This is a genomic window from Chryseobacterium edaphi (genome assembly GCF_025628985.1).
Lineage (GTDB): Bacteria > Bacteroidota > Bacteroidia > Flavobacteriales > Weeksellaceae > Chryseobacterium > Chryseobacterium edaphi.
In genome coordinates this window covers 461,307-488,036 of sequence record NZ_JAOTEM010000003.1, presented here as the reverse complement: position 1 = coordinate 488,036, position 26,730 = coordinate 461,307, and the positions used below count along the sequence as shown (strand labels likewise).

Below are 26,730 nucleotides of genomic sequence, written 5' to 3'. Positions count from 1 at the left end.
AGCCCACCAGCGCCGATGGTACTGCGAAAGCGGGAGAGTAGGTCGCCGCCAGTCTTTTTAAATCCTCAATCATTTATTTGATTGAGGATTTTTTTTGCGATAAACTCTAAAAGTAAAACTGAATAAAGTATAAACCTGACATTATATGATTTTAAAAGGTAAGTTCAAAAAGGATGATTAGCAATCCTCACAACAAGTTTCTGATACCGGAGTTAATACTGAAGTTCTGTAGATTCTGAATCTCCCTAACTGATCTGTTAATGGATTGATAATTTTCTTTTCTTCCATGTATTCATTCATAAAATGTTGATCCCAGAATGTGCGGTCATCAATCTTTCTCTCTTTCTTTATAGTATGTTGCCAGCGGCTATCCATTGGGAACATCTCCACTGCGATAACGCTAAGAGTATTGGTTTTAGACAAGCCAAGTTCTTCGAGTTTATTTCCTATTTGTGATAATAAAATTCTTGCTTTTCCCAATCGGTTTCCGCTTTCGCGTTCAAATTGTTTTTCATTTCGCTTTGACCGTTTTGGACGGTACATCATCGGTCCGGAGTCGACAAGAATATTTCTGAAAGACTTTCCGTCGGCTTGCATAACCTGAGTATACATCAAATACCAAAGCGAAGTTGTGGGTGGAAACGAACTGATATTTTTTCCATTTAAAACTGCATTCGCAAATGGAGCTGAAATTTCTAAATATTTCGTAACAGATTCTTTCATTATCCTTTCTGAGCGATAAACATTGCATACCAATTCGGGAGCAGGATGTTGAACGCCGTTCACTTTTAATGGTCTTCCATATCTTCCCTGCGCGGTGCTCCATGATTCTTTTTTATGACCAAGTCTGATTTCATAGGTGAAAAAACCAAAAAGTTCATCGCTGTTAGCATGTAGTCCGGAAGGTAAAGGCAGAAGATAAGTTTTGGTTCCATCAGAAGATGTTTCAGGGATAAGTTCCTGCATTACGCCAATTCCTGCATAATCATTGGTCATATTTGGAATAATTTCCCGTATTTTTTCTTCATTTAAAGCAAATGGTAAATCTTCAGAAACGTTAGATATTAAATTTTCGTCGACTCTACATAAGTATGGATCGGGAGAATGCGCCAATATTCTTGCAAAATAAGTATCTTCAGGATCATCAGGAGGAGTTTCAAATTCAAACCATAGATATTTCTGTCTTTCAACAGAAGATTTGTAATATTCTTCGTCATATTGATATGAACTCATTGCAAGTCCGGCCGAGATCATTTTAGGAATTTGATGCGGAATAATTGTGATCGGAAGTTCTAAAGATTTCTGGTGTAAATTATCAATATTTTCTGCTGGATAATTTTCTTTAAAATTTGGAACTAAAGTATATTCTGCAAATATTTCTCGCGGAAATTTTTGGCTCAGCTGTTCGGGATCAATGACATCTAAAAATAGAATTCTTGTAAAGCTTCTGTCAACATCACCCTGAAGCATAGAAATACTTGCGGTATCTTTCATATCGATATTTCCAACGATGATTTGTGATTCTATTTTCTGACCTGAAATAATAACGCTTCTAATAACAGTGAAACTATTTATTTTCAAGTCGTCCCAAAACCAATCTCTGTTTAAAGTAAAATCGACAGCTACAATCCAGTGATTAAAAAGTTCTTTCACACTTGAGAAGCTGACCGAGCCCGAATCGGGAGAAAGAGAATGCCTGAATTGGTTACTGACTCCAAATTGCGCTCGTGTTCCTTTTAAACCTTCTAACGTTAAATTTTTAACTGTAAGATTAAGCGCGTCTGCCAATCTTTGGAGCTCTACAGAAGTTCCATTTTCTAAAGATTTTTTTAAAATTTCTTTTTGTTCTAAATTTGCCGGTCTATCAGAAGTTTTCTCAGGTTGAAGATAAAATGCTCGTAATCCGCCATTAATTTCTGAAAGCAAATTTTTCTCTGTCTGAGAAGATCTGAATGAAGTGAAAATTATTTTCTTACCTTCTCTTATAAATTCTGAAGCATAATCATTTTTCTCATCTGCATTATCAACAAGAGGAATAAATGTAATTCTTAAATGTCTTGAAGTGGGCAAAAACAGTTCGTTATCAGAAATTTCATTTAATTCTTCATTTAAAGATTTTATATTTAAGATTTTGATATCCTTATAGAAAATTTTTATTTTGGCTGAAAGATCATAGTTTTCATTCGCTGTATCATTTGGAATTTGATATGTTTTTTCTTTTAAAAAAATGTAAGATTCTTTTCCGTTTTCAGAAAGAGCATTATCCATTTCCAACGATTTTACTTCTACAATCACTTTAAAAGTATTTACATCAGGATCAGGTAAACCAACAATATATTCTTTTCGGTCTTCCAAATTTTGCGGTGCCGAAATATTTTCAATTCTATTTTTCAACAAAGTAGCTGCATCAGAATATTTTCCGGTATAAACAACACTTGGATAACTCAGATCAGGACGGCGAATAATTAAAGTATTATCTTCATCAAGAATATTCTCCAGAATACTCATGTCATTTACTTTAGTCTGACTTTGACCCTGATAAAATCTTTCTGCATTTTCGATTTTTAAAGCAGAAGCGGCAATATTTCTTATAAAATGTACTTTCCCGACAGGATTTTGTCCACCGTTTAAAGGATTGTCACTTACACTTGGTCCGCCTCCGGAAATATCCATCAAACGTATTCTGAACTCATAATCTTCTCCATATAAAAGAGGAACAATACTTCTTGAATCTTGCTGGTAAGGATTATAAGTTCTTTTAGGAACTGTGTTAAGTGCATTTTCTGCACCTAAAGTTTCATCAAAAGCTAATTTATCTGCGGTCAGCTGATGAACTTCCTGAGCTTCTTTATCAGGAATGACCATAGAATTTCCACACCATGATGCATAATACATGGGAAGCCAAAATCCTTCATTGATCGTATTTCCGTGTGAAGAAGGATGGACTTCTACAGGTAATTCAAAAAGATGGTTTTGCGGAATGATCAATTGATTTCCAAAACTTATGTTCTGATTTGCAAAAATTAAATTTTGTGAAGACCAGGCTTCAGTATCTTTTTTTCTAACATCAATTTTATATCCGAAAACGCCTAAAGGTGCGTCAATCGGCAAGTCTGTAACTTCATCCTTCTGTTTAAGCTGTCGGTTTCCCCAAATCGTCAGTTGCTCATCATCCCAACCCAGACGAATTCCAATATCTTTTAAAGGAGGATTTGAATGATCATTTTCTTGCAGTAAATCCTGATTAACAGGCTGATTGGCATGCACAATTTTTGCAAAACCATCATTGTACAAAATTGATTCCTGCATCACACTGTCATAGGTTGCATTGTTTTCAGCAGCACTTTTTACCGGAAACAAAACAGGAGCGAAAATCTGACGTTCCTTATCTTTAAGTTTTGGAATTCTACAAGCATAAATCATAGAATTTAAAGTAGAATAACTGTGTTCTGCTGCAAAAGTAGTGTACAACCAACCTCCGTTTAAAAATAAACTGTTTCGTGAAATCTCAGTTCGGACCTTATAAATCAATCCTGCTTTTTCAGCCAATAAAGGATTTCTGATAATAAAAGCAATCAATTTTCCCCATGAAATGTGGTTTCTTTCTATGGCTTCATCGGTGAATATTTTCTCCTTATTTTTGATACTACACTCATATTGGTCATCTGTAATGGCAAATTTCGTTCGTGAGCTGGTAAAATTAAATGAGTTTCTGTAAGACTGCGGAAGATATTTTCTGATCGAAATATTTTTAAATTTTTCTTTTTGAGCACTAAACCCACCATCATTATTTTCATTTACGTCATCGCTGATCTTTAACTGATCGGCTGTTTCAATTTGTTGGATTATTTCTCTGTAAACAATATTTTTATCGTTGATCTCAGAAAGAATTTCAAAGTCAGGAACGTGTGTTACATTTGGAGCGATTGGCAAACCGTCAAGATGATTGATAATTTTCGTTTCAAAACTGAGTTGAACATCTACAAATGGTGGAAGGTTGTCTCCCAGAGAATTATAAAGATTAATATTTCTCGGCAACACCATAATATTATAATACAGATATCCCTCTTTGAAATACTGCGGAAAAGTTAATAGGCTGTATAATGGTTCCATGATTTTAAGTTTTTACAGTTAACTGATTTGGCGGGTTTCTTTCCAGGTTTCCGTGAAATTGAGATTGATCACAAACGCAACCGAAATATCAAGAGCAAACGTACACATTGCAACACAGTTTGTCGGGCCATCATCTATTTTCTCAATCTGACCTGCAGCTTCGATCGAAATAGCAACAGTTACGAGTCCTCCGGCGATTTCCACACGACCGCGGAAATAAATAAATGCTCCCACAACCAAAATGGATGCGTTAATTTTCATATCAATTCCCACCATGTAGGTTACCGAAACAGAACCAATGACCGGTAATCCCACACATAATTCTATTCCGAAACCGAATTTAAAATGTAGAGTCGGTGGATTATTTAAATCTGCGGAAAGACCAACTTCTGCACGTCCTTGAGCATAAATTGTTGCAGCAGCAAGACTTACACACATCACTCTCATATCTGCTCCCAATTCAAGATAAGCACCGATGGAAGGTTTAATCTGATCAATTGTATTTGGAATTTTTATAGGTTGATTAAAATAAACTCCCAACCTGAAAAATGCATCCAATTTCAGTGGAGTTGTTGGTGAATTATAATTAATGGGATCAAAAGGAAATTTTACAAGAGGAATTTCTTTATCTGCTTTAAATTTATATTCCCAACTGTCTGCCGAATTGCTCATTGCTATTTTTAAACCTTTTTTGATCGCCTCACTTGGATTTGTAGGATCAAGATTGTCTAAAAATTCCAGAACTTCATATATTTTTTGAAGAAGGGGATGAAGTTTAAGTTGTGGACCGTTCCCCAATTCTATAGATGGATTGAATTTTTTACCATTCCCAAAATTTCCGGTCACATACATGATTGGTTTAAATCCTAATAAATCAACTGCAATAGTTAAACTTTGCATCCTGTTTGTCCATTGTTCAACTGCGGAAGAATCTGTGACAAAATCTATAACAGATTTCTTTGTATTTTGACCATCCGGATCGGAGGAATCATATTTCACATAAATTCTGAACGCATCTCCATCATCTCCAAATACGTTAAAAGAAAACTGATCCGGAACTTCATATTTAAATGCTTTCTGAATACCTTTCGGAAGCAAGCCCATTGCTGTTTTTGCTGCATCATCAATTGTTATGGCATCAAAAATATTCGGAAAAGGTCCTTTCGAATTCATTAGTCGGAAACAATCTGCAAGCAATGCCGGTTGAGACTCAAACTGATCTGCAAGACCACTCACAAACTCAGGAGCGTTGAGAAGAAGTTTTTGCGTATCTGTATTTTGGAGAAGTCCGTAAGCTTTACCAAAAGAGGTTTGAGAGTTTTTTAACGAATCAGGAAAAGCCAAAAGAGATTGAGGAATAGTATTGGTGAAAACTCCAACTAAGTTTTTAGGTCTCATTCCGTCTTTGATCAATCCTACACTTGTACCAACTTCAAGATTACTTACTTCACCGCCGTTTCTATCGATTTCAACAACACTCCAGCTTCCTTCAGAGGGTAAAATAGTAGAACCTTTTACCGAAGAAACAAATACATGATTATATTGATCATCGTTTTGATAAGAGGCAGAAACTTCAACACGATTTGCTTTGAATTTCTGTAGTGTTTTTTCAATATTAAATGTCGTATCAATACTTCCGCCGAGAGAATTTTGATTTCTGTCAAACATTTCTTTAAGTACTCTTGCAGGAACTGGTGAACCTTCCGGCATCAACTGAAGATAACCTTTAAACTGTTTGCCTGTCACATTTTCATCTAAAGCATTCAGCTTCACATCAGCATCGAAGTAAACAGCGACAAATCTTACATCGACATCGATTCCGGGAACTGCAGTTTTTACTTTCTGAGAATTTGGATTAAAATAATAATCGTCATTTTGTGTAGTATATGTACTTGTGAAAATATCATTTGGATCTTCTTTAATATTTCGGATATTGAAGAGACCTTCAGTCAAACCGGGATAAATTTCATATGGGCTTTCAAAAAAAACTTCGTTATCATTATTATCCAATTCAGTAAAACTAAAGTCGAAAAGTCCTTCACTTTGTGCAACCCAACCGCTGTCTTCCCTAAAAATAATGGCATTGTTGTTTCGAAGAAAAGTAACGGTTCTTGTCGTTCCGATTCCCCACGGATAAATTACACTTACCGCCTGAACGATTTCGTGAGCAGTTCTTCCTTTTAAAATATCAAACTTTGCCTGAGCAATGGAAGCAAATTTGGCACTCGAATCTTTCCAGTTGCTGAAAGTACTTGCACCATAGCCGGAGAAATCGATGTGTGTGAGCGGAACTCCTTTATCTTTGATCTGATTGTTTTTATTAAAAACATTATTGAAAATAAAGGTCACGCTTTCTCCCAAAATACTAATTCCTGGTTGCTCGACTAAATTTTTAATCTGAATGGTTCTTCCTCTCATTAAGGGAGGTTTGTTTTCTGAATTTTGTTTTTTTGCAGCGATTCTCAACTGTATACTTCCGCTAAATTCTTGATTTTGATGTTTAAATTCAGGCATAATGAATTCAAGATGATCATCATTCATCATTTTTTCACCATTGTAAGGAGATAGGGAAACCGTTGCATATTTACCGTTCGGAAGAGTGAATAGAATTTTGCTTTGAAGATTTTCGGATTTTATGACTCCTTTTTTTGATTTTAAATTGGCTTTAAAATATCTGATGAAATTTTTAGGATGGATGGCAATCATCTGATTGCTAAATTGTGAGAAAACCGTGGGAATTGGATTATTTTGCTGCGTTAAAATTCCTTCTTTTGGATCATCGGGAGCGAAAGGTTTGGTCTGATTATAAACAGGTTCCCAACTTACATGCGGAAGAGTAATTCCTTCTAAAAGCGCAAGCGGAGCATGAAGATTATTTCTGCTGATTGTTACTACATTTTCTCCGGTCACGTTGACGTCATCGTGATAAACTTTTCGTAATTCATCAAGATGGTCAAAATTGAGAGAAATTCCCCAATGATCGGATTCTGTACTTACATCAAGCAATGTAAAGGCGCTGTTTCTGACAAACTCATTTTGTGCTAAGGCATAATTTTGAGAATTTGAAATAAATTTCTGCTGGGAAAGTTTAAAATTAACCTCAGATTCTGCGAAATCATTCGTTGTTTGCCAAGTAATAATAGATTGCAGAACTCCGATTTTATTATAAAAAATATCATGACCTTTTACAACTCTTTCTATATGCGGAAGAATATTTGAAGTATAAGGATGAGGAAGTGTCGGAAGAATATCATAAAGCAGATAATTGAAAGTCAGCTTACCTTCGAAAAGATGATTTTCCTGAGTCCAATTGGCATTCAGAAAAACACTCACCTCTTTTGAAGTTGTGAAATAAGCATTTTCTATTGCAAACTGATATATACTGGTGTCTGTTGAAATATTGGGATCTTCAGTTTCACTAATCAAATCTGAATCTGAAAGTATAATGATTTTTTTATCAGAAGTTATTCCTTTTGCATAAATTGACTGCTTAGTTTTAGGATGAATAGGATGATTGTTTGCTCTTAAAGGTTTATCAATCAAAAATTCACTGTCAACATTGGCAGAAATGAGTTCTGTTCCGGCGCTTTGAGATTGCAAAACAAAAGATTGGTATTGACTGAAACTTAGATCAAGTTCCATTTTATAAGGCTTTTCCGGTGATTTTTGCCAAAGTGTAAAATGCTCATGAAGAAGATTGTAATCAGCTCTTTTACTTTGAATATTAATTTCTCCATTATAGAAAAATAATTGACATTGATTGATTTGTACTACATTTTCCTCAACTCTTATTCCGTCCCAATCCGCGGAAAGACCTTGCAATAATTCAAGACGCAAAGCACCGTTCAATTTTACTTCAAGTGATTGATTTTGATTTAAAACTCTGGAAGGCAGCATCCAAAATGCATATCTGATTTTCGCCTGACCTTTTAATTCATAAAATCCGGATTCACAATTTCTGATTTGAAATGTTTCCTGTTCCGAAGCCAATTTTAAAAGAATACATCGACTCTCTGCATCCCAAATGAAAGTTTGATCATTTCCCCGAATATAACTTTCCCAACCAAAGCATGATCCATGCAAAACTTCCATTGCTGAAAGGCTGAATTTAGCATTAAAATAAGTCAGTTTTAAAGAAGAAGGCGGCGTGAAAACTGTTTTTTTAGCATCAATTCCCACATCCGTCGGATTGTCAATAGCTTGATAAGAATTGTCGAGAGACATTTCAATCTCAAATCTTGAATCTTTAGGAATTGTAACCGAATTATTAGCAACCGGAAAACTGTTTCCAAAAGTGATTTTTCCTCCCGTAATTTTGAGCCCGATGTAATTGTTTTGTGGAGCGTTTGCATCTAACAAATCGGCTCTGATCCAAACATTTCCTTTATTTAAAGTGAAAGTATTGAATCTTGTATTGATGAGAACTAAACGATTCAGTCTTACAGGAATGATCAATGCCGCCTGAGTTTCGCCAGGAAAAAAGATTTTAAAATCATTAATATATTTATAGAAATTATAAAAAACAGGAATATCATCAATCGCAGTAAAAGGTCCTAAAATTTGATCCGCAATTGTAAATTTTGAACTCAGGTCAAAATTTTGAAGCAGTTCTGTATTTAAAAAAGGACTTGAAGATTTCTCGACTTCAAATTTCGGGACTTCTGTTTCCGGAACTTGATGGTATTCAAATTTCCGTTTTAGATTTATATTTAAAGGCGAATTTTCGAGAAAAACCTTTGTGGATTTTAAAGGGGTAAAAATTTTCTCAGAAGCGGTGGATTTTTGGATAGTATCAATCAGAATATCCAGTTGCTGAACATCATTTTTGGGATGGGAAAAGTCGATATCTTTCAGCAAATCCAACAGAATGTTAGGATTATTGGGCATGACAGATGACGTTAAGGTTGTTAGTTTTTTGGTGTTTTTTTTTGTTACTCTGCTGCGAAGTATTCTGAAATGGCCATTTACTTCGTATCAAGTTGGCGCTTGTGACTATCCTAAATGGTTGATAAATAGTGTTTTGTTATTTTCAACATAACAAATGTAAGTTTTTTATCCTAAAGTCAATAGAATTTTTTTAATAAATAAAACCAAAATAGAAAGACTAAAATCTACTCAGAATTCCCCAGTGAATTTTAATATCATTAAATTTAAATGGATTTCCAAATTCATTACCATTAGACAACTGGAAACTCATCAAACCGATCGGAATAAAGAAATTAAAACCCAGACCAACGCTGTATAATTTAGGTTTTACGTTGAGTGTTTTGTTATTGAGCTGTCCGTATTGCCCGAAGACGTCAAAAAATGCCTGATTACCGATGAGATAGCGATATTCTAGACCTCCATAATAATAAAAGTCGGCGGCGAGAGAGCTTTCATTAAAGCCCCGCAATGAATTCCAGCCTCCAAAACGGTAGAGTTCGTTGGCTGAAAAATCAATTTTCGAATCCATCATTGCGCCTTCAGCTTTAATGTTGAGAAAATGATTTCCGTTGATGTGATAATTGTGTTCCCCAAAAAAGTAAAACTGATTTTGCGGAGCGGTAATGTTATCTTTGGTATAAACCGTCGTCAGATAATCGTATCCAGCTGTGATTTTTGTTTTATAAAGAAAAAGATCTATGTCTGTAGGTTCAACCATTTCAAACCAGATTCCAATTCCTTTTTTGTTGTAATCTTTTCCCTGAACGTAAAGTGAATCGATGATTGTTGAGCTTTCAAAAGTTCCTCTCAATCCGATTTTATTCCGGCTGTTCAGGTGATAATACAACGCAGGAAGTGCTTTAACGTTGGCGAAAGTAGAATCCTGTCGGAAAATATTCACTTTCATATTCAAACCGACATTTGATTTAAACAGATAAGGAATATCTGCCTGAAGATCAAAATTCTGACCTTTGTCCGGGTTTCTCTGCCAGTATAAATTCACGGTTTCAAAACCGTTGAACATATTTCTGAAATTCACATTCAGCGTTCCGTTTAAGGTAAATTTTTCTGTTTTATCATTTCCAAAACCGATAACACCGTCAAAACTATTCGTCTTTTTCTTTTCCATAAAAAGATAAATCTGCGTAGAATCTTTGGTAAAAAGAGTTTGCGGCGGTCGTTCAAGACTTACAAATGCGTGACTTTGAAAGTTTTTATTAATCGAAATTAAGTTTTTATCATCATACGTTTTTCCTTTAAATTCTTTTTCAAGATTTTTCATAAATCTTTTGGGAACTCTTGAGTAACCTTTCACAACAAAACCATCGATAGTTCGTTTATTATTTTTGCTGATATCTAATTCAACAATCGGATAACCGTTTTTCTGTCCTTTGTATTTGGATTTGATCCTGCTGAATGCAAAACCTTCATCAATATATTTTTTGTTGATGACTTTTTTGGTTGAATCTAAATTTTTAGTGAAAAAATCTCTCTCAATTTTATATCTTTTAATAATAGAATCCGAAAGTGTAACGAATGTTTCGTTGAAGTTTTTTCCTTTGTCATAAAAAATTTCTGTACTATCGCCTTTGATTTTTACATCTTTTAATTCGGTAAAAAAATAATTGCTTTGCGCCAAAGAATCGAGAAATTTGGCCGCAGAAAGTGAATCTTTTACCTTTTTCTTGACTTTCGTTTCAGAATCAATCAGAAAATAATGCTTCTTCTGCGCTTGTACAAAAACGCAAAATAATATAAAAAATATGTTTAAAAATAACTTCAACTGTAATTTATTTAAACCATTAAGATTTATTAAGTTTTTAAGACTATTAAGTTGAGCTTCGCTTTAAGTATTGTAATTCTCAAAAATCTATTGATTTTTCTTAATAAAACTTAATTCTTTAAATCTTCTTAATGGTTCAAATTGTTTTTAATTATATTTAAAATTTGTTTTAATAACTGAATTTACGCCAGTTTATTATACTTCTTCATCAAATTCTCATAAGTTCCCTGTGGAAGAATCCATTTCAAAGGAACTCCGATTTTCTGGCCGAATTTACCGAAATAATAATGAGCTTTCCACTTATTTTTAGTTAAAAGTTGGTCAATGTATTCAGCAACTTCCAATGGTTCAGTTCCGTCTCCAACGTGAGAATTCATTAAGGCATAGACTTTATCAAAAACGTTTTTGTAAGGTTCCGAAACTTTTGTTTTTACTCTGTTTTCTGCAATATTTGTTTTGATGTCACCCAAATGAAGCGAACAAACATCTATGTTCCAAGGGTAAACTTCATATCTCATTGCCTCGGTTACTTTGTCTAAAGCAGATTTTGAAGCCGAATAAAATCCGCGGAAAGGCAATCCCATCTCGCTTCCAATGCTGGAAACATTGATGATCTTTCCGAATTTATTCTCACGCATTTTTGGTAAAACTGCGCTCATCATCTGAACAGCTCCGACCAAATTCAGATTAAATAATTTTAAAATATCTTCTTTTGTAGAGTCCTCCACAGAACCTACCATTCCCATTCCGGCGTTGTTGATCAGAACATCAATTCTGTTTTCTGTTTTTAAAACTTCTGCGATTGCATTCTGAACGGCATCGTTATCTGTAATATCGGTCGGAATTGATTTGAAATATTGACTTTCGGTAAATTTTCGGCTCAAACCGTAAACTTTGTGACCTTTCTTCCCGAAATATTCTGCTAAAACGAAACCTATTCCTGAAGAAGTTCCGGTGATGATGATTGTTTTATGTTGTGACATTTTTAATTACTTGATATTCTTAATTCCAAATTATTTTCAAGTACAAATTCTAAAAAAATATTAAAATGTGAAAAGCAATTTTTATCTTTACTTTCATCATTTAAATTTTTAGTTAATTTCTGTACATTATTTTTAAGCCATATAATATCTGCGTTTGGTATTTCTTCAAATAAATCTAAATAATCCCATCCTTCACATCTCAGCCAATTCATGTAAAAATTAGGTATAGTCGTATCGTTTTTATTTTCAATAAAATCAAATATAGAACTAAAAAGCGATGAAGAATATCCTTTCCACATATCAAAATAATAGATTCCCATTTCTCCTTGCAAATGTTCTCTATTTGTATTCAATTCAAACTTTATGTTTTTAGCATTTGTGTAAAATTTAATATCTGTTTCGTAATATTTTATATAATCCGAAAAGAAATCAAGTTCTAATTCTTCTATTTTTTTTACTTTTTTTAAGATAATCTCCAAATCTTCCCAAAACATCGGATAAGATTTTTCCACTACATTTTCATCTTCAATATTCAATTCTTTAGTCAAACAAAAAGGTGCGAAACTCATTGCCATTCTGTGATCTTGGTAAGTTTTAATCGAAATATTTTCTTCTGCTTCATTAAAAGCTAAAGATTTTATAGTCAGATCTGTAATTTCAGTTTCTGTTCCTAATTTTTTCAGCTCGTTATGCAAAGCTAAAAGTCGATCGGTTTCTTTCACTTTTAAAGTTCCCAATCCTGAAATTTCAAAAGGAATTTTCAACGCAGCTGCAGTTACGCAAAGTGTTTGTGCAATGTCCGGACAATTATTCATATTCAAAATAATCTTTTCAGGAAATTGAAAATCTTCAATTGGTTGAAGTGTCAATTTGTGCTCATCTTCTGTGAAAATTGTTTTAATTCCAAAAAACTTTTCATAAATATTAGCAATCGCAGAATCTCCCTGTGTGGATTCTTTATAAAAAATTTTCAGGTGAATCGTTTTTCTACCTATCGTAGCGAACGAATAAAAGTACGACGCTGAACTCCAATCGCTTTCAACTTCATAATTGACAATTGACGATTGACCGTTGACTTTAAAATTTTCAACTCTAATAGTGTTTCCTTCAAAAGTATTTTTAATTCCGAATTTTGTAAGAATATCCAGAGTCATTTCAATATAAGATCTTGAAGTAATTTCGCCTACTAAATTGATTTCTAAACCGTTTTCTAATTTTCCCGCAATCAATAAAAGAGAAGTGATAAACTGGCTCGAAATATTTGCCGGAACATCTACTTTCGACTGAGTAATTTTCTTTCCCGTAATTTTCAAAGGCGGGAAACCTTCATTTTCTAAATATTCAATTTCGACTCCCAAATTCTGTAATGCAGTGACCAGATTTTTAATTGGTCTTTCTTTCATTCTTCCTGATCCGGTAAGAATTGTAGTTTTTCCTTCCTGAATCGAATAATATGATGTCAAAAATCGCATTGCCGTTCCTGCGTGATGAATGTCAGCAGTTTCAGCATTTTGTTCTAATGCTTTTTTGAGTAATTGTGTGTCCTGAGAATTAGACAAATTCCCGATTTTTATGTTTGAAAATAAACTTTCCAAAATCAACAAACGATTCGAAATGCTTTTCGAACCGCTGATTTGTATGGTTTTATTTTCAATTAATTTTGATTTTTCAAGCTTCTTCATTATTTCTTTTCTATTTTAAAGACAAGCAATCTATTAAAGTTTCTTTACTACTTAATTCTGTCTTAAATTTTTTTGGAAGACTAATTTTATTTGAACAAAAATTCTTTTCGTCATATTTTTGTAATTCCTGATTCCAAATTAATGCTTTAGGCTCATCATAATCAGAATTATAATAATATAAATTTTCCTTATCATCAACATAGCAAAGCCAATAATGATAATCGCTAAAGGCCACATTCATTGGCTGTTGATAAAGAACTTTACCTTTTTTATCAATAATAGCAAATATCTTGCATGAATTCTCTATCTTCTTTACAACAATAGTCTTTTGTGTTCTTCCCCAAAGATAAGTTCCGGTCGTCTCAATAAATCCTTCGTCAATAGATTTAAACTTAGAATTATGGTCAGAAGAGCAGTTTGTTAAAGCAAGAATGGTTATTAAAAGTAGAATGAATTTCATCCAACTATTTCAATTTCTCATTATTCTGATGACGATCTTTATCGCGATCCGTCTTTACTTTCATTTTTTTATCAAAAGCTTCTTGTAGATTGGTTCCGGTTTGATTGGCTAAACAGATCGTAACAAACAAAACATCAGCTAATTCTTCACCCAAATCTTTGGTTTTATCGCTTTCCTTTTCGCTTTGTTCGCCGTATCTTCTGGCAATAATTCTTGCAACTTCTCCAACTTCTTCGGTCAGCATTGCCATGTTGGTTAGCTCATTAAAATAACGAACACCAATGGTTTTGATCCATTCGTCGACTTGTTGTTGAAGATTTGTGATTTCCATATTATTGATAAGCTCCCAAAGTAGGATTTGTAGTTCTCGTAACACCTACAATATCTGAAGGAACAGTTGCTGCAATTGTAGTTGCACCTTTATTTCTTGCCGGAGAATCTGCTTTTACACGCAAATTCATCTGTGCTGTGAAATAATTGATAAATTTAGGATCTTCATTTTTAATACTTTGAATAACGCTCATCGGATTGTTGTCAAAAGTAAAGCCTGCTCCTGAAGCTCCTGCATATTTTATGGATGAGTTTTGAATTAAATATTGAAATTGCTGACTAGGAGTTTGCTCAAAATTTATCGAGTTATCTCGGTCTGAATAAACGATACTATTCAAAATACTTAAATTTTGAAGAGCACCTTGTTCAGTTTGTCCGCTGTCATTTTTCCATTCGTTGGTGGCGAAAATTCCCAATCGGTTAAGAGAGCCCATCGTTCCCGAATAATTGGCGATTGTTGCATGAGTGTAAGAATGATTTCCACCTTTGAAAATTCCTATAGCAGATTCTCCGCAGTTATTCATTACTAAATTATTTGCGGTCACTGTAGAAGCAACTGCATAAATTCCGTATTCCTGAAAGGTATGAATGAATGAGTTTTTAATGGTAGCGGTGCTTTGTCTCAGATCTAAACCTTTTGTTCCTCCGAAAAGTCTTGTGTGGTTCATATTTAAAAGAGAGCCTGCTGCCATTCTGATAGAGTTCCAGTTTTTTGGGATCGTATCATAATAAGGATCATTTCTGTCTCCACGCATGATTACCTGTTGGCTTTGGGTTCCGTTAATATTTAAAATTCCTCCTGCAGCGACTTTCATTCCGCTGTTTTTATGGAAATAAACTTTCGTTCCAGGTTGAATGTCCAAGGTAATATTTTGATCGACAGTAAGATCACCATATATGATTTTCGCTTTATTACTCGTCCAGGTTGTATTATTGGTTAAAACATTCGGGTTTGTAGGCGTCTGAATAAAAAACTCAGCGTCCTGAACTACAGAAAATAAAGTAACATGTTGTTGTCCTGCAGGACTTGTGAAAATAACACGATCTTCAGCGATTGCTTCCGGGCCGGTTGCTTGTGGAGCGATTTCAACGAAAATATACAGACTGTCTTTCTTTCTCAAAGGAACATTGGTAAATTCGTACCCTGCTTTTCCATCAACATTGATCTTATATAAAGAAGCAGCACCTTTTTCAAGATTGATTTTCGGGATCATGATGTCTTTGTCCTCATTGTTATAGACTTTTACAGCATAAGTTTCAGATCGTACCTGATGATAAACTGTATCGCAAAACACAGTGTCTCTCGAGAAACTCAGTTCTTGAGAAGGAGCATCGAAAGAGATCTCATCTTTATTACAAGAAACTGCAAAAACAAGCATCCAGAAAGAGCAAAACAGAAGTAATTTGAATTTCATCGAAATTTAAGTTTAATATAGATTTCAAATTTAACGAAAATACTTCAATTTTCTTACTTTACCATTTATTGTAATGGTTTTTAATTAATTTAAACATATCAATTTCTTATCTCTAAAAAATTATTGCTCAACTATTTGTATATTATAAAAAATATTGTATTTTTGCAACCTAAAATTTAGCAGAGAAATACCATTACTATTTCGAAAGCAAAACTTTAATTTTTTTAAAAAATTGTATTATGAAAAAAGGAATTCACCCAGAAAATTATAGACTTGTTGTTTTCAAAGATATGAGTAACGACGAGGTATTTGTAGGAAAATCTACTGCTGACACAAAAGATACTATCGAGCACGAAGGTGTTGAGTACCCATTGATCAAAATGGAAATCTCTTCTAGCTCTCACCCTTTCTACACAGGAAAGACTAAATTAGTTGATACTGCAGGTAGAGTAGACAAGTTCATGAATAAATACAAGAAATTCTCTAAGTAATTTTTTGTTTTAAAAATATTTAAAGTCTTCCAAATTTTGGGAGACTTTTTTTATACGCTTTAATTAGAATTAAAAGTCAAATCTCTAAAATTAATTCCAGGATTCGTATTTTTGTGCAATGCAGATGTTAGAAATAAAAAGAACAATTATAAACTCCCAGCTTCTAACATCCAGCTTCCAACCTAAAAAACTTTATTCAAATGCAACTCGTATTCTCCGATGCACAATATTGGGAAGATTTTCTTCCGCTTACATTTACCCGCCCTGTTGCAGAAATGCGATGCGGAATTTTAACCTTCTCTGAAAGATGGCAGAAAATTTTAGACAACACAGAAGTTTCTTTTTTTACTGAAAATTACCTTCAGGGAAAATTTAAAAATCCGGAAGATGTAGAAAGTCTTTTTTTGGTAACCAATTTTTTACCGACAGAAACAATCATTCAACAAATTAGAGATTTAAAATTGGGAGAAGCTTTGGTCTATGAAGATGAATTAATTGCTGCAAGAATCAATATGAAAGGTTTTTCTCTGAATCAAATTGAGAAAATGACCGACATCAAAGAAGAATTGATTTTCTTTAAAAAGCCAACTGATCTTTTCACTTACAACGATAAAGCAATTGATTTCGATTTTAAATTATTAGCGGAAGGAAAAGTTAGTCAGGAATTATCTTCTACCAACGGATTTTTGGGTGATAAAAATGATTTGTTCATCGAAGAAGGCGCGCAAATTGAATTTTCAACAATCAATACCAAAACCGGGAAAATTTATATCGGAAAAAATGCTGAAGTGATGGAAGGTTGCAATCTCCGAGGCCCGATTGCATTATGTGAAGAATCAAAATTTAATTTAGGTGCGAAAATTTACGGTGCAACTACGATTGGTCCTCATTCTAAAGTGGGTGGCGAAGTGAATAACATCATTATTTTCGGATATTCTAATAAAGGTCATGACGGTTTTATAGGAAATTCCGTGATTGGTGAATGGTGTAATCTGGGTGCAGATACCAATTCATCTAATTTGAAAAACAATTATGCAAATGTCAAACTTTGGAATTACAGAACCAAACATTTTGAAGATACAGGTTTACAGTTCGCAGGTTTGATTATGGGAGATCATTCTAAAACAGCCATCAATACCCAACTCAATACAGGAACGGTGATTGGCGTAGCTTCCAATATTTTCAGAGAAGGATTTCCGCCAAATCTGATAGAAAGTTTTTCGTGGGGCGGATTTAAAGATGATGAAAGATTTAAATTAGACAAAGCCTACGAAGTTGCGGAGAAAGTGATGGCGAGAAGAAAACTGCCTTTAACAGATGGTGACAAGACAATTTTGAAACATATTTTTGATAATTATTAAAAAAAATAGTGAGAAAATTGAACCATTAAGATGATTTAAGCAGTTAAGTTTTTTTAAGAAAATTATCTGAAGATAATCATTAAGCGATGCGTCTTAAAACAAAGCTCAGCTTAAAAAATCTAAAATTCTCAAATGCCTTAATGTTTAAAAATTGAATTGTTTTTCAATTAAAAATAAAACTTCAAACTTTTTTTTGAAGTTTTTTTGTTTTACATGTAATGTTTTACAGTTTTTAGATGTCTTACTTATAGAAACAAACTTATGACCCAAGAGACTTTCAAGAATACGGTTTTCATTCTCAAAGATGAGATGTATCGTTTTGCGAAAAGATTTGTCATGAGCAGTGATGAGGCAGAAGATGTGGTGCAGGATTTAATGATCAGGTTTTGGCAGAAAAAAGAAGAACTTGAAAGTTTTGGAAATCTAAAATCGTACGCACTAAAATCTGTGAAAAACGAATGCCTCAATAGATTGAAACACCACGATGTGAAGTTGGGTTTTGCAGATCTGCAGCTTCACCGATCGGAACTCTACAGTATGGATGTGAATAATCTCAAGGAACATATCATTAGTTTTATTAATCAGCTTCCTGAGAAACAGAAAATGGTCATCCATTTGAAAGATGTAGAAGAGTATGATGTATCTGAAATTTCCACCATGCTGGAAATGGAAGAAAATGCAGTAAGAGTGAATCTTATGCGGGCAAGAAAAAAAGTAAAAGAACAAATCTCACAACTGATGAGCTATGAGCAAAGATCAATTTCAGGATAAATATAATGAAGTCTTAAAGGACTTAAAAGAGGAAAAAATGAACTGGGATTTTGAAGATTTTCTTCAAAAAGCAGAAGGTAATGCAAATAACGGAGCTGAAATTATTCCGATCAGCAAAGCCAAACCTTCATTTCCAAAATGGTTCTGGATGGCTGCAAGTATAGTTTTGCTTTTCAGTGTCGGGTTTATTTTTAATTATAATCAAAATGCAGACTTAGAAAATCAGGCACAATTGGTTGCTAATGAAATTCAAAAACAGAAATCTGATTTTATTAAAGAAAATCATGAACATCAGACTCAGGTTGCGGTATTAAGCAACGATTCAATTTCCGGAGAGAAAAGAGATTCCATTTTTGAAGAGAATTCGATAGCTGAAGTAGATGTTTTAGATAAAATTCTTTCTAAAAAAAGCAGAATTAAAAAGGAGACCAAACCAAGATACGTCAGTAATTCTGCTGTCAAGAATATAAAAGATTCTACCGGGTACAAAGATTCTTATGTAATTGTCAACGGTAAAAGAATCGAAAATATGGAAGAAGCTATAAATGTTACAAAATATTCGTTTCAGGTGGTTGCAAACAATGTCAATCAGGCTTTGTCACAACCAAAAGTAATGGACAACGTAGAATACTAATAGAAATCATAGATTACGCAACTGATCAGGCGGCTTGTAGTCAACTAAATTTTAATTAAAGTCATGAAAAAAATATTCATCATATTCGCACTCGCTTTCTCACATTTTTTTAATGTGTATGGGCAAAAAGATAAACTCAATCAACTTTTTGATAAATATCAAGAAGCGGAAGGTGTCACTTCTATCAAAATTGCAAAACCCATGTTTGGAATGCTGAGCAATTTAAATATTGGAGATTCTGAATTGGATCAGATAAAACCTTTACTTTCAAAAATAGATGGCTTGAAAGTTTTAATTACCGAAGATTCTGGTAATACGAAAAGTCTCATCAACGTTTCTCAGTTAAATAAAGAAATCACGTCTTACCTGAAAAACATGAATTATAACGAAATCATGTCGGTAAATAACGGAGAAAGCAAAATCAAATTTCTTTCATCTGAAGCTAAAGACGGAATTCTTGAAGACATTCTGTTGAGAATTGACAGCGGAGGTGGCGAAAACATTTTGGTAATGCTTGATGGTAAACTTTCTATGGATGATGTTAATAAAATCATCAACTCAAGTGAAACCAATACCACTTCATCAAAAACTTCTACAACAAGGAGCAGTTTTAATTCAGAAAACACATCATCTTATCTTAATGGGGAAAACAGAAATGTCGGCGAGTTTTCAGGAATCGAAGTGAGTACAGGTGTAAATGTAGTTTTCAAACAGGAAAATGCAACTAATGTTAAGGTTTATGCAGATTCAGACAAACTTCAGAATATCATTACAAAAGTAGAAAATGGAGTTTTGAAAGTGTATATCGACAATAAGGGTGCAAAAAAAATGAAATTTAAAAACTTAAGTGTTAATATTTCTTCACCAAAAATGGATGATATTAAAACATCTTCAGGTTCTACTTTTACAGTTGTAAATTCTATTAAAGAAAATAATCTGAGAATCGATGCTTCGTCAGGATCGAATGTGGCAGGAAAATTTACCATCAATAATACGACAGATCTTACGGTAAGTTCAGGTTCTAATGTAAAGGCGAATATCACTTCTGGTAAAATAATTATGAAAAGCTCAAGCGGTGCAAGTGCAAACGTGGAAGGGAATGCAGACGTTGGAATGATTGATGTAAGCAGCGGTGCAGTGGTAAAAGCAGAAAATCTTCGTGTAAATGTTGCGGAAGTAGAATCTACATCAGGAAGCAGCGCTTCAGTAAATGTTCAGAATAAAATGAGAGTGAAGGCATCTTCAGGAGGATCGGTAAAATATAAAGGAAATCCAAAAATTGATTCTGATGTCAGTAAAGTTTCTGGAGGAAGTCTATCATCAATCAACTAAATATTAAAGCCATGAAAATCTTAAAAACAATCTTCGTTGCCATTTGTGTAATGTTTCTGATGCAATCATGTATCGTTTCAGAAAAACCGAATATGGCATTTTTCTCAAAATCAGAATATGATTACAAAGGCGCAAAATTCGTAAGCATCAATGTGCCGTTATTTTTAGCTAAACCTTACATCAAAAAAGCTTTGAAGGAAGAAGGTGATAATGATGCAGTCATTGCATTAGTAAAAAAAGTTTCTAAAATAAAAGTTCTCACGGTAGAAAACGGAAACAAAAAGATGCTTAAAGATTATGCGAGTTATTTAAATGATAACAATTATGAAGACTGGGCGACTATAAAACACGACGGCAATAACGTAAACATCAGAGTAAAACAAAATGGTGAATCAATCAAGAATATGCTGATTACGGTAAACTCAGATAAAGATTTGGTTTTTGTAGATGTAAAGGGAAGTTTCACGCCGGATGATATTTCCCAGATGATCAGTCACGTTTCAGATAAATAAAATTCATATTAACTTATTTTTATATTGTGGAAAGTCGTAGTCGTTTAGATTGCGACTTTTTTAATAAATATAATTGATTATTAAGTTTTATTTAAACTATTAAAAACGATTTTCGTATCTCGCTAAAAAGCCTTAATTTTGCAAGAAAGTAAAGATGTCTATTCATAACAAAATTGTAGAGACAGCCATCACTTTCGATGACGTGCTTCTAGTCCCTGCTTATTCTGAAGTTTTACCTAATCAGGTTTCATTAAAATCAAGACTTACCGATAAAATTACGCTTAATGTTCCGATAGTTTCCGCTGCAATGGATACGGTAACAGAAGGTGATTTGGCGATTGCATTGGCAAGAGTTGGTGGTTTAGGTTTCATACACAAGAACATGACGATTGCTGAGCAGGCTGCACAGGTAAACCGTGTAAAACGTTCGGAAAACGGAATGATCTCTGATCCTGTAACTCTTACAAAAGATCATACTTTGGCTCAGGCTAAAGAAACAATGGCTAAATATAAAATTTCTGGTCTTCCTGTTGTAGATCCGAATAATGTTTTAATCGGAATTATTACAAACAGAGACGTGAAATATCAGGAAAACCTTGATATGAAAGTCGAAGAAATCATGACCAAAGATCACTTGATTACTTCCGATAAAAGCACAAACCTGGAAAAGGCTAAAGAAATTCTTCTTAAAAACAGAGTTGAAAAACTTCCGATCGTTGATAAAGAATATAAACTGGTTGGTTTGATTACTATCAAAGATATCGACAATCAATTAGAATATCCAAACGCAAACAAAGACGAAAACGGTCGCTTATTGGTAGGAGCCGGAGTTGGAGTGGGTGAAGATACAATGGACCGAATTGCTGCTTTGGTGAAAGCCGGAGTAGATATTATCGCTATCGATTCTGCACACGGTCATTCTAAAGGAGTTTTAGATAAAATTTCAGAAATCAGAAAAGCTTATCCGGATTTGGATTTGGTAGGTGGAAATATCGTTACTGCTGAAGCTGCAAAAGATTTGATCAAAGCAGGAGCAAACGTACTTAAAGTGGGTGTTGGTCCCGGTTCTATCTGTACAACAAGAGTTGTTGCAGGAGTTGGAGTTCCTCAATTATCAGCAATTTATAACGTTTACGAATATGCTAAGTCTAAAAATGTAGCCGTAATCGCTGATGGAGGTGTTAAGCTTTCAGGAGATATTGTAAAAGCAATTGCAAGTGGAGCAGGAGCTGTAATGGTTGGTTCGCTTTTAGCAGGAACTGACGAATCTCCGGGTGAAGAAATTATTTACCAAGGAAGAAAATTCAAAGCTTATCAGGGAATGGGAAGTCTTTCCGCAATGAAGAGAGGTGGAAAAGAGAGATATTTCCAAAGTGAGGCTAAGAAATTCGTGCCTGAAGGTATTGAAGGTAGAGTTCCGCACAAAGGGAAGTTAGAAGATGTTATTTTCCAGTTGACAGGAGGTCTTAGAGCCGGAATGGGGTACTGTGGAGCAAAAGATATTGAAGCTTTACAGAAAGACACTAAAATGGTGATGATCACAGGAAGCGGATTGAAAGAATCTCATCCTCATGACGTTATCATAACTTCGGAAGCTCCAAATTATTCTCTGTAATTGATTATATTAAAAAATAATTTTAAAACATACAGAATCGGCAGTCGCATTGTGACCGCCGATTTTTTTATATATATAGTTCACTCAGTAATTTGGTTTCTTAAATATGATCTTATTTTATAGTATTGTTATAAGAAAAATCATACTTTAGTAAAACAAACTGTCTGAATATCAGTTGCTAAGATCTTGTCGGTAGATAAAAATTGATGACTGAAAATCACAAGCTTGTGGTATTTTAAATAGGATATTTATTATATATATTTGCATAAAAAAAAATTATGAAAAAATCTTTCCTTTCTTTAGGAATTTTATTAAGTATTCAATTTGGTTTTGCACAGTCTGTTGATACTAATTTTGGGAGTAATGGTACTGTAACACATGCCGAAAAAGGTTCTTTTTTCCAGACCACTCTTTTGCCAGACGGAAAAATGATTTTCAGTGGAAACTTTGAAAGCTCTACATCCAAAAAAGCAGTTATTTTGAAATTAAATGCTGATGGATCTTTAGATCAAACTTTTGCAACTGCTGGTGTTTTTACAATGGATCTTTATGCAAATACTAATTATTTCGAAGGTTTTTCGAAGGTTTTAGTACAAAGTGATGGAAAATTATTTTTTGCGTACGGAAATCAGCTTGACAATGGTATTGATCCCGAATCTCTTACATTAAATCTTATGAGACTTAATGCTAATGGTACACTAGATACAACTTTTACTAATCCATGGACGACGACGACAACAGATATTGATAATGCTCCTATGGATTTTAAAATTCTTTCATCAGGAAAATATCTTTCCTATGGTCCTAACTACATGATGAGATTTAATTCAAATGGAAGCCTTGATACAACTTATGGTACCAATGGAATTAGAACAATTACATTTGAAATTAATGATGTTTATGTAAATGGAGATAATGTTTATATCGATGGACATCCAACAAATAACACCAGCAACAGGACGTTATACAAGCTTTTAAACGAGACTGCAGGTATTTCGGGTTCCAATAATTATGTGACAGGAAGAGTTTATCAGAACAATGCATCTTTTTACATAGATAAGAATAATTCTTCTGTTCACGAACTGCTGAAATTAGATTCTAATCTTGCTCCGGATGCGGCGTTTGGAATCAATGGGAAAGTGTCATTATCAACTCAGCTATATGTATCACAAATGCTTTTTCAATCAGGAGGAAGTGTTATAATGTATGCTAATAATGGTTCGAGTTCTCAAACTGATCATACTTTTACAAGATTGAATTATAATGGTGCAGTTAATACAGGATTTGGACAGGGAGGTACTTTCACAATGACGATTCCGAACTCGACCGGTTTTGAGTCATACGCAGATGTTCTAGTTCATCCAAATGGAAGTATTTATAATTTGTTCTACGGCAACAATAACACAAATAATATTTTTCTTAAAAGAATACTTCTTCCAAACGAAGTTCTTGCTGTAAAAGATGATATAAAAGCAAATCATAAGATTTCTATTTTAGAAAATCCGGTAGGAAATATACTTAAACTTTCTGATGATTTAGAAAATGGTAACATTTACAATATTTCAGGAAAGCTTATCATGAGTAATCTTAAAGGAAGTGAACATACTGTAAACTCACTACCTAAAGGTGTATACATTATTAGCGATAAAGGAAATAACGGACAAGTAAGTAATCTTAAATTTATAAAGAAATAAAATTTGTCTATTTAAATTTAGCGGACATTCTTCTGAATGTCCGCTTTTTGTTTGAATTTATATGAATTTACGTAGAAATGTAATTTATATGAAATGAAATAATCCGTCTCACCTATTTTTTGTGTGACGGATTATTTTTTATTTGTTGAAATAGATTTATTGATTTGACAGCAAAGAAGAGAGAGATTCCTCAGTTCCGTCATAGCCTTCCCATTTCTCACCATTGACAAAGAATGAAGGAGTTCCATTGACACCGCTTCTTACACCGCCTTCAAAATCTTCGTCAATTTTGTTAAGTAATTCTTCGCTTTTAACATCTTCTTTAAATATTTCGTTGTCAAGTCCGACTGCTTCTACCAATTGCTCCAGCGTCTCCACATTTAAACCTGCATGGCTTTGGAAAATTTGATCATGCATTTCCCAGAATTTCCCTTGTTTGGCCGAAGCTTCCGCAGTTGCAGCAGCTGCCATAGCATTTGGATGAGCATCTTTTAAAGGAAAGTTTCTGAATACGAAAGCTACATCCTTTCTGTTTTCATCAACAAATTTTTTGACAATCGGGAAAGCATTTCCACAATGTGGACATTCGTAATCTCCGTATTCTACAAGAACTATTTTTGCGGTATTGGGATCACCTACAATATGATCATTTTCACTTACTGGTATGGTTAAAGACATAATATTTATTGATTTTTTGTTAATGTTTCTAATGCTTCGATGATTCCGTCTGCGCCGGGATTAATTCCGTCCGGAGATAAGTAGCTCCATTGGATAATTCCTTCTGGATCAATCACAAATAAAGCTCTCTGTGAAGTTCCGTTTTCTTCATTATAAACTCCATACGCTTTTGAAACTTCACCTTTCGGGTTAAAATCTGCCAAAAGTGGATAATGTAATTTTCTGTCTGAGCTGAAAGCATCGTGACACCAAGAGCTGTCAACCGAAATTCCCACGATATCTGCATTATATTTATGGAAAATGCTGAGCATTTCGTTGTATAAAGCGACTTGATCTCCACAAACAGGACTCCAGTCTGCAGGATAAAAAACTAAGATTAAATTTTTCCCTGAAAAATCAGAACGTTTCAATTTCTGATCGGGAGTTGCGTTAAGTTCAAAATCGGGAGCTGAGGTTCCTTTTTCTAGTATCATAGTATTATTTTGTATTGGTTTATTTTGAATTCAGGATATTTTTCTGAATCTGAATTTTCGTTTAATCACCGCATTCAGAAATTGTCCTTTTGATTTTGCCGCCCTGAATTTATCAAAAATCTCCTGCGGAACTTTTAAGTAATCATAAATCGAGCCTGACTGATATACAATTCTTAATATTTCAGTTTCAGGAATATAGAAATAATGATTGACTACGCTGGAAGGCATGAACTGTTATCTGCAAAAAATATTCCCTTCATATGATCTGAAATAAATTTAATGTTGAGATTTGATTTTTAGAAACAAAAAAGCCTTTCAGTTTTATTGAAAGGCTTGTATTAAAATTTATTTTTTTAAGTTTTCTTTAAAATCATCGATCCGGAAATCGGTTAGAAAGTTTCCCTTTTCGATTTTTTCTTTTGAATAAAGTCTGAAATCATTTTCAGTTTTTTCTAAAAGATAATCGTATGGTCCTACTTGAGAAATCAATTTGACTAAAACCGGAGAAATTTCCAGACAAATGAAAAGTCCCATAATAAAAGCAGCTGCGGTCGCAATAATTGCTGAATTTTTCCCCAACTCATCCAAAGCCTGCAGTCTCGCCGCAAAACCATTAAATTTATCTTCAATTGTTTCTGTTGACTTTCTTTCTGTTTCCAGATTGGTGTAGACTTTAGAAATTTCTTTGTCTAAATATTCCAATCTTGGCGCTGCTTGCTTTTGATAATTTTCAAGGTCAACCCTGCGTTGTTCTTTCAGTTCCTGCTTACGTTTTGCATTCGGCCCGAAACCTTCTTTACCACTCGTTAAACCAGATTGCTTGCCTAAAATTTCTTTTTCTAATTCTACAGCAGCAGAATCGTATGATTTCTGATATTGAGCAATTTTGTCTGTAATCTGTTTTTTTTCTGTATCGAATGGACCGCTCTGTTGCAGGATTCTTCCGCTCATTTCTCCCTGAAGCTGTTTTTTGTTTCTCTGAATGATGGTATTCAATTGTTTATTAACCTCTTTTTCAAATATTTTCAGCTCTAAAGGTTTAGAAATAATAATTCCTAAAAATGTAGCCAAAATCAATCTTGGAATCGACATCAGAATTTGATTCCACCATGTTCCGGTTTTTTTAATAGAAGAAACAATGTATCTATCAAGATTGAAAATCATTAACCCCCATAAAGTAGCGAATCCTACAGAGATCCATATATCATCAAATATCGTATATATAGCATAACCAGCTGAAAGTGTGGCGAAAATGGCTGTAAATAACACGATTCCTCCTATGCCGGAAAATTTATTCCATTCACTTGGTGTTTTTCTGAGGATGTGTATATTTCCTCCTGAACAGATCATCAGAAATTTCTGAAACCAATTAATCTGATGATTGTTCTGATTTATAGTTTGTTGAATATTTTTCATTATTGAAAATTTATACAAAATTAGTATTAAAAACCATACCAATGTTACAAATAGTAATATG

Annotated in this window: 19 protein-coding genes and 1 pseudogene; 8 read left to right on the top strand and 12 right to left on the bottom strand. The window is 33.8% G+C overall.

Annotated features, from left to right (window positions below; translation table 11 throughout):
- Positions 1 to 177: 177 nt before the first annotated feature.
- The 8 genes and pseudogenes from NZ698_RS14500 to NZ698_RS14465 all read right to left on the bottom strand — a co-directional run bounded on the left by NZ698_RS14500 (position 178) and on the right by NZ698_RS14465 (position 15,692).
- Complete coding sequence (locus NZ698_RS14500) at positions 178 to 4,113, bottom strand: hypothetical protein (protein WP_263003912.1); 3,936 nt, start codon at positions 4,111 to 4,113, stop codon at positions 178 to 180.
- A gap of 18 nt (positions 4,114 to 4,131) precedes the next feature.
- Positions 4,132 to 9,000: a hypothetical protein gene (locus NZ698_RS14495; protein ID WP_263003911.1), complete on the bottom strand. Its 4,869-nt coding sequence runs from the start codon at positions 8,998 to 9,000 to the stop codon at positions 4,132 to 4,134.
- A gap of 217 nt (positions 9,001 to 9,217) precedes the next feature.
- On the bottom strand, positions 9,218 to 10,822 hold the full coding sequence (locus NZ698_RS14490) for a BamA/TamA family outer membrane protein (protein ID WP_263003910.1): 1,605 nt from the start codon (positions 10,820 to 10,822) through the stop codon (positions 9,218 to 9,220).
- A 182-nt stretch (positions 10,823 to 11,004) separates the two neighbouring features.
- Positions 11,005 to 11,805, bottom strand: coding sequence for an SDR family oxidoreductase (locus tag NZ698_RS14485; RefSeq protein WP_263003909.1), 801 nt, complete (start codon positions 11,803 to 11,805; stop codon positions 11,005 to 11,007).
- 458 nt (positions 11,806 to 12,263) lie between these two features.
- A pseudogene (locus NZ698_RS14480) lies at positions 12,264 to 13,487 on the bottom strand (3-phosphoshikimate 1-carboxyvinyltransferase); the annotation flags it as partial.
- 10 nt (positions 13,488 to 13,497) lie between these two features.
- Complete coding sequence (locus tag NZ698_RS14475) at positions 13,498 to 13,947, bottom strand: hypothetical protein (protein ID WP_263003908.1); 450 nt, start codon at positions 13,945 to 13,947, stop codon at positions 13,498 to 13,500.
- A 4-nt stretch (positions 13,948 to 13,951) separates the two neighbouring features.
- Complete coding sequence (locus NZ698_RS14470) at positions 13,952 to 14,278, bottom strand: nucleotide pyrophosphohydrolase (RefSeq protein ID WP_263003907.1); 327 nt, start codon at positions 14,276 to 14,278, stop codon at positions 13,952 to 13,954.
- Between the two features lies 1 nt (position 14,279).
- Positions 14,280 to 15,692 carry a hypothetical protein gene (locus NZ698_RS14465; protein ID WP_263003906.1) on the bottom strand — a complete coding sequence of 471 codons (1,413 nt, stop codon included), beginning with the start codon at positions 15,690 to 15,692 and terminating at the stop codon, positions 14,280 to 14,282.
- Positions 15,693 to 15,931: 239 nt separating this feature from the next.
- Here NZ698_RS14465 and NZ698_RS14460 point away from each other — a divergent pair, with 239 nt between their 5' ends.
- The 8 genes from NZ698_RS14460 to NZ698_RS14425 all read left to right on the top strand — a co-directional run bounded on the left by NZ698_RS14460 (position 15,932) and on the right by NZ698_RS14425 (position 24,102).
- On the top strand, positions 15,932 to 16,183 hold the full coding sequence (locus NZ698_RS14460) for a type B 50S ribosomal protein L31 (protein WP_047445187.1): 252 nt from the start codon (positions 15,932 to 15,934) through the stop codon (positions 16,181 to 16,183).
- Between the two features lie 200 nt (positions 16,184 to 16,383).
- Positions 16,384 to 17,544: a GlmU family protein gene (locus NZ698_RS14455; RefSeq protein ID WP_263003905.1), complete on the top strand. Its 1,161-nt coding sequence runs from the start codon at positions 16,384 to 16,386 to the stop codon at positions 17,542 to 17,544.
- A gap of 261 nt (positions 17,545 to 17,805) precedes the next feature.
- Positions 17,806 to 18,315 (top strand): GFO_1088 family ECF-type sigma factor, encoded by a 510-nt coding sequence (locus NZ698_RS14450; RefSeq protein ID WP_263003904.1) that lies wholly within the window; start codon positions 17,806 to 17,808, stop codon positions 18,313 to 18,315.
- The gene (locus NZ698_RS14445; RefSeq protein ID WP_263003903.1) at positions 18,290 to 18,949 is read left to right on the top strand and encodes a hypothetical protein; all 660 of its coding nucleotides are present in this window, start codon (positions 18,290 to 18,292) and stop codon (positions 18,947 to 18,949) included. The genes NZ698_RS14450 and NZ698_RS14445 overlap by 26 nt, the downstream gene beginning before the upstream one ends.
- A 63-nt stretch (positions 18,950 to 19,012) precedes the next feature.
- Positions 19,013 to 20,281, top strand: coding sequence for a DUF4252 domain-containing protein (locus tag NZ698_RS14440; protein ID WP_263003902.1), 1,269 nt, complete (start codon positions 19,013 to 19,015; stop codon positions 20,279 to 20,281).
- 11 nt (positions 20,282 to 20,292) lie between these two features.
- Positions 20,293 to 20,793, top strand: a complete 501-nt coding sequence (locus tag NZ698_RS14435) for a DUF4252 domain-containing protein (RefSeq protein WP_263003901.1) — start codon at positions 20,293 to 20,295, stop codon at positions 20,791 to 20,793.
- A 154-nt stretch (positions 20,794 to 20,947) separates the two neighbouring features.
- Positions 20,948 to 22,408 (top strand): IMP dehydrogenase, encoded by a 1,461-nt coding sequence (gene guaB, locus NZ698_RS14430; RefSeq protein WP_263003900.1) that lies wholly within the window; start codon positions 20,948 to 20,950, stop codon positions 22,406 to 22,408.
- A gap of 278 nt (positions 22,409 to 22,686) precedes the next feature.
- On the top strand, positions 22,687 to 24,102 hold the full coding sequence (locus tag NZ698_RS14425) for a T9SS type A sorting domain-containing protein (protein ID WP_263003899.1): 1,416 nt from the start codon (positions 22,687 to 22,689) through the stop codon (positions 24,100 to 24,102).
- 156 nt (positions 24,103 to 24,258) lie between these two features.
- On the opposite strand, the gene NZ698_RS14420 is transcribed toward NZ698_RS14425, so the two are convergent.
- The 4 genes from NZ698_RS14420 to NZ698_RS14405 form a co-directional block, all read right to left on the bottom strand.
- Positions 24,259 to 24,780, bottom strand: a complete 522-nt coding sequence (locus NZ698_RS14420) for a DsbA family protein (RefSeq protein ID WP_263003898.1) — start codon at positions 24,778 to 24,780, stop codon at positions 24,259 to 24,261.
- Between the two features lie 5 nt (positions 24,781 to 24,785).
- Positions 24,786 to 25,253 carry a redoxin domain-containing protein gene (locus NZ698_RS14415; RefSeq protein WP_263003897.1) on the bottom strand — a complete coding sequence of 156 codons (468 nt, stop codon included), beginning with the start codon at positions 25,251 to 25,253 and terminating at the stop codon, positions 24,786 to 24,788.
- Positions 25,254 to 25,283: 30 nt separating this feature from the next.
- Entirely contained in the window at positions 25,284 to 25,481 is a 198-nt protein-coding gene (locus tag NZ698_RS14410; RefSeq protein ID WP_263003896.1) for a KTSC domain-containing protein, read from the bottom strand.
- 117 nt (positions 25,482 to 25,598) lie between these two features.
- Entirely contained in the window at positions 25,599 to 26,669 is a 1,071-nt protein-coding gene (locus tag NZ698_RS14405) for a DUF4407 domain-containing protein (RefSeq protein WP_263003895.1), read from the bottom strand.
- Positions 26,670 to 26,730 lie beyond the last annotated feature (61 nt).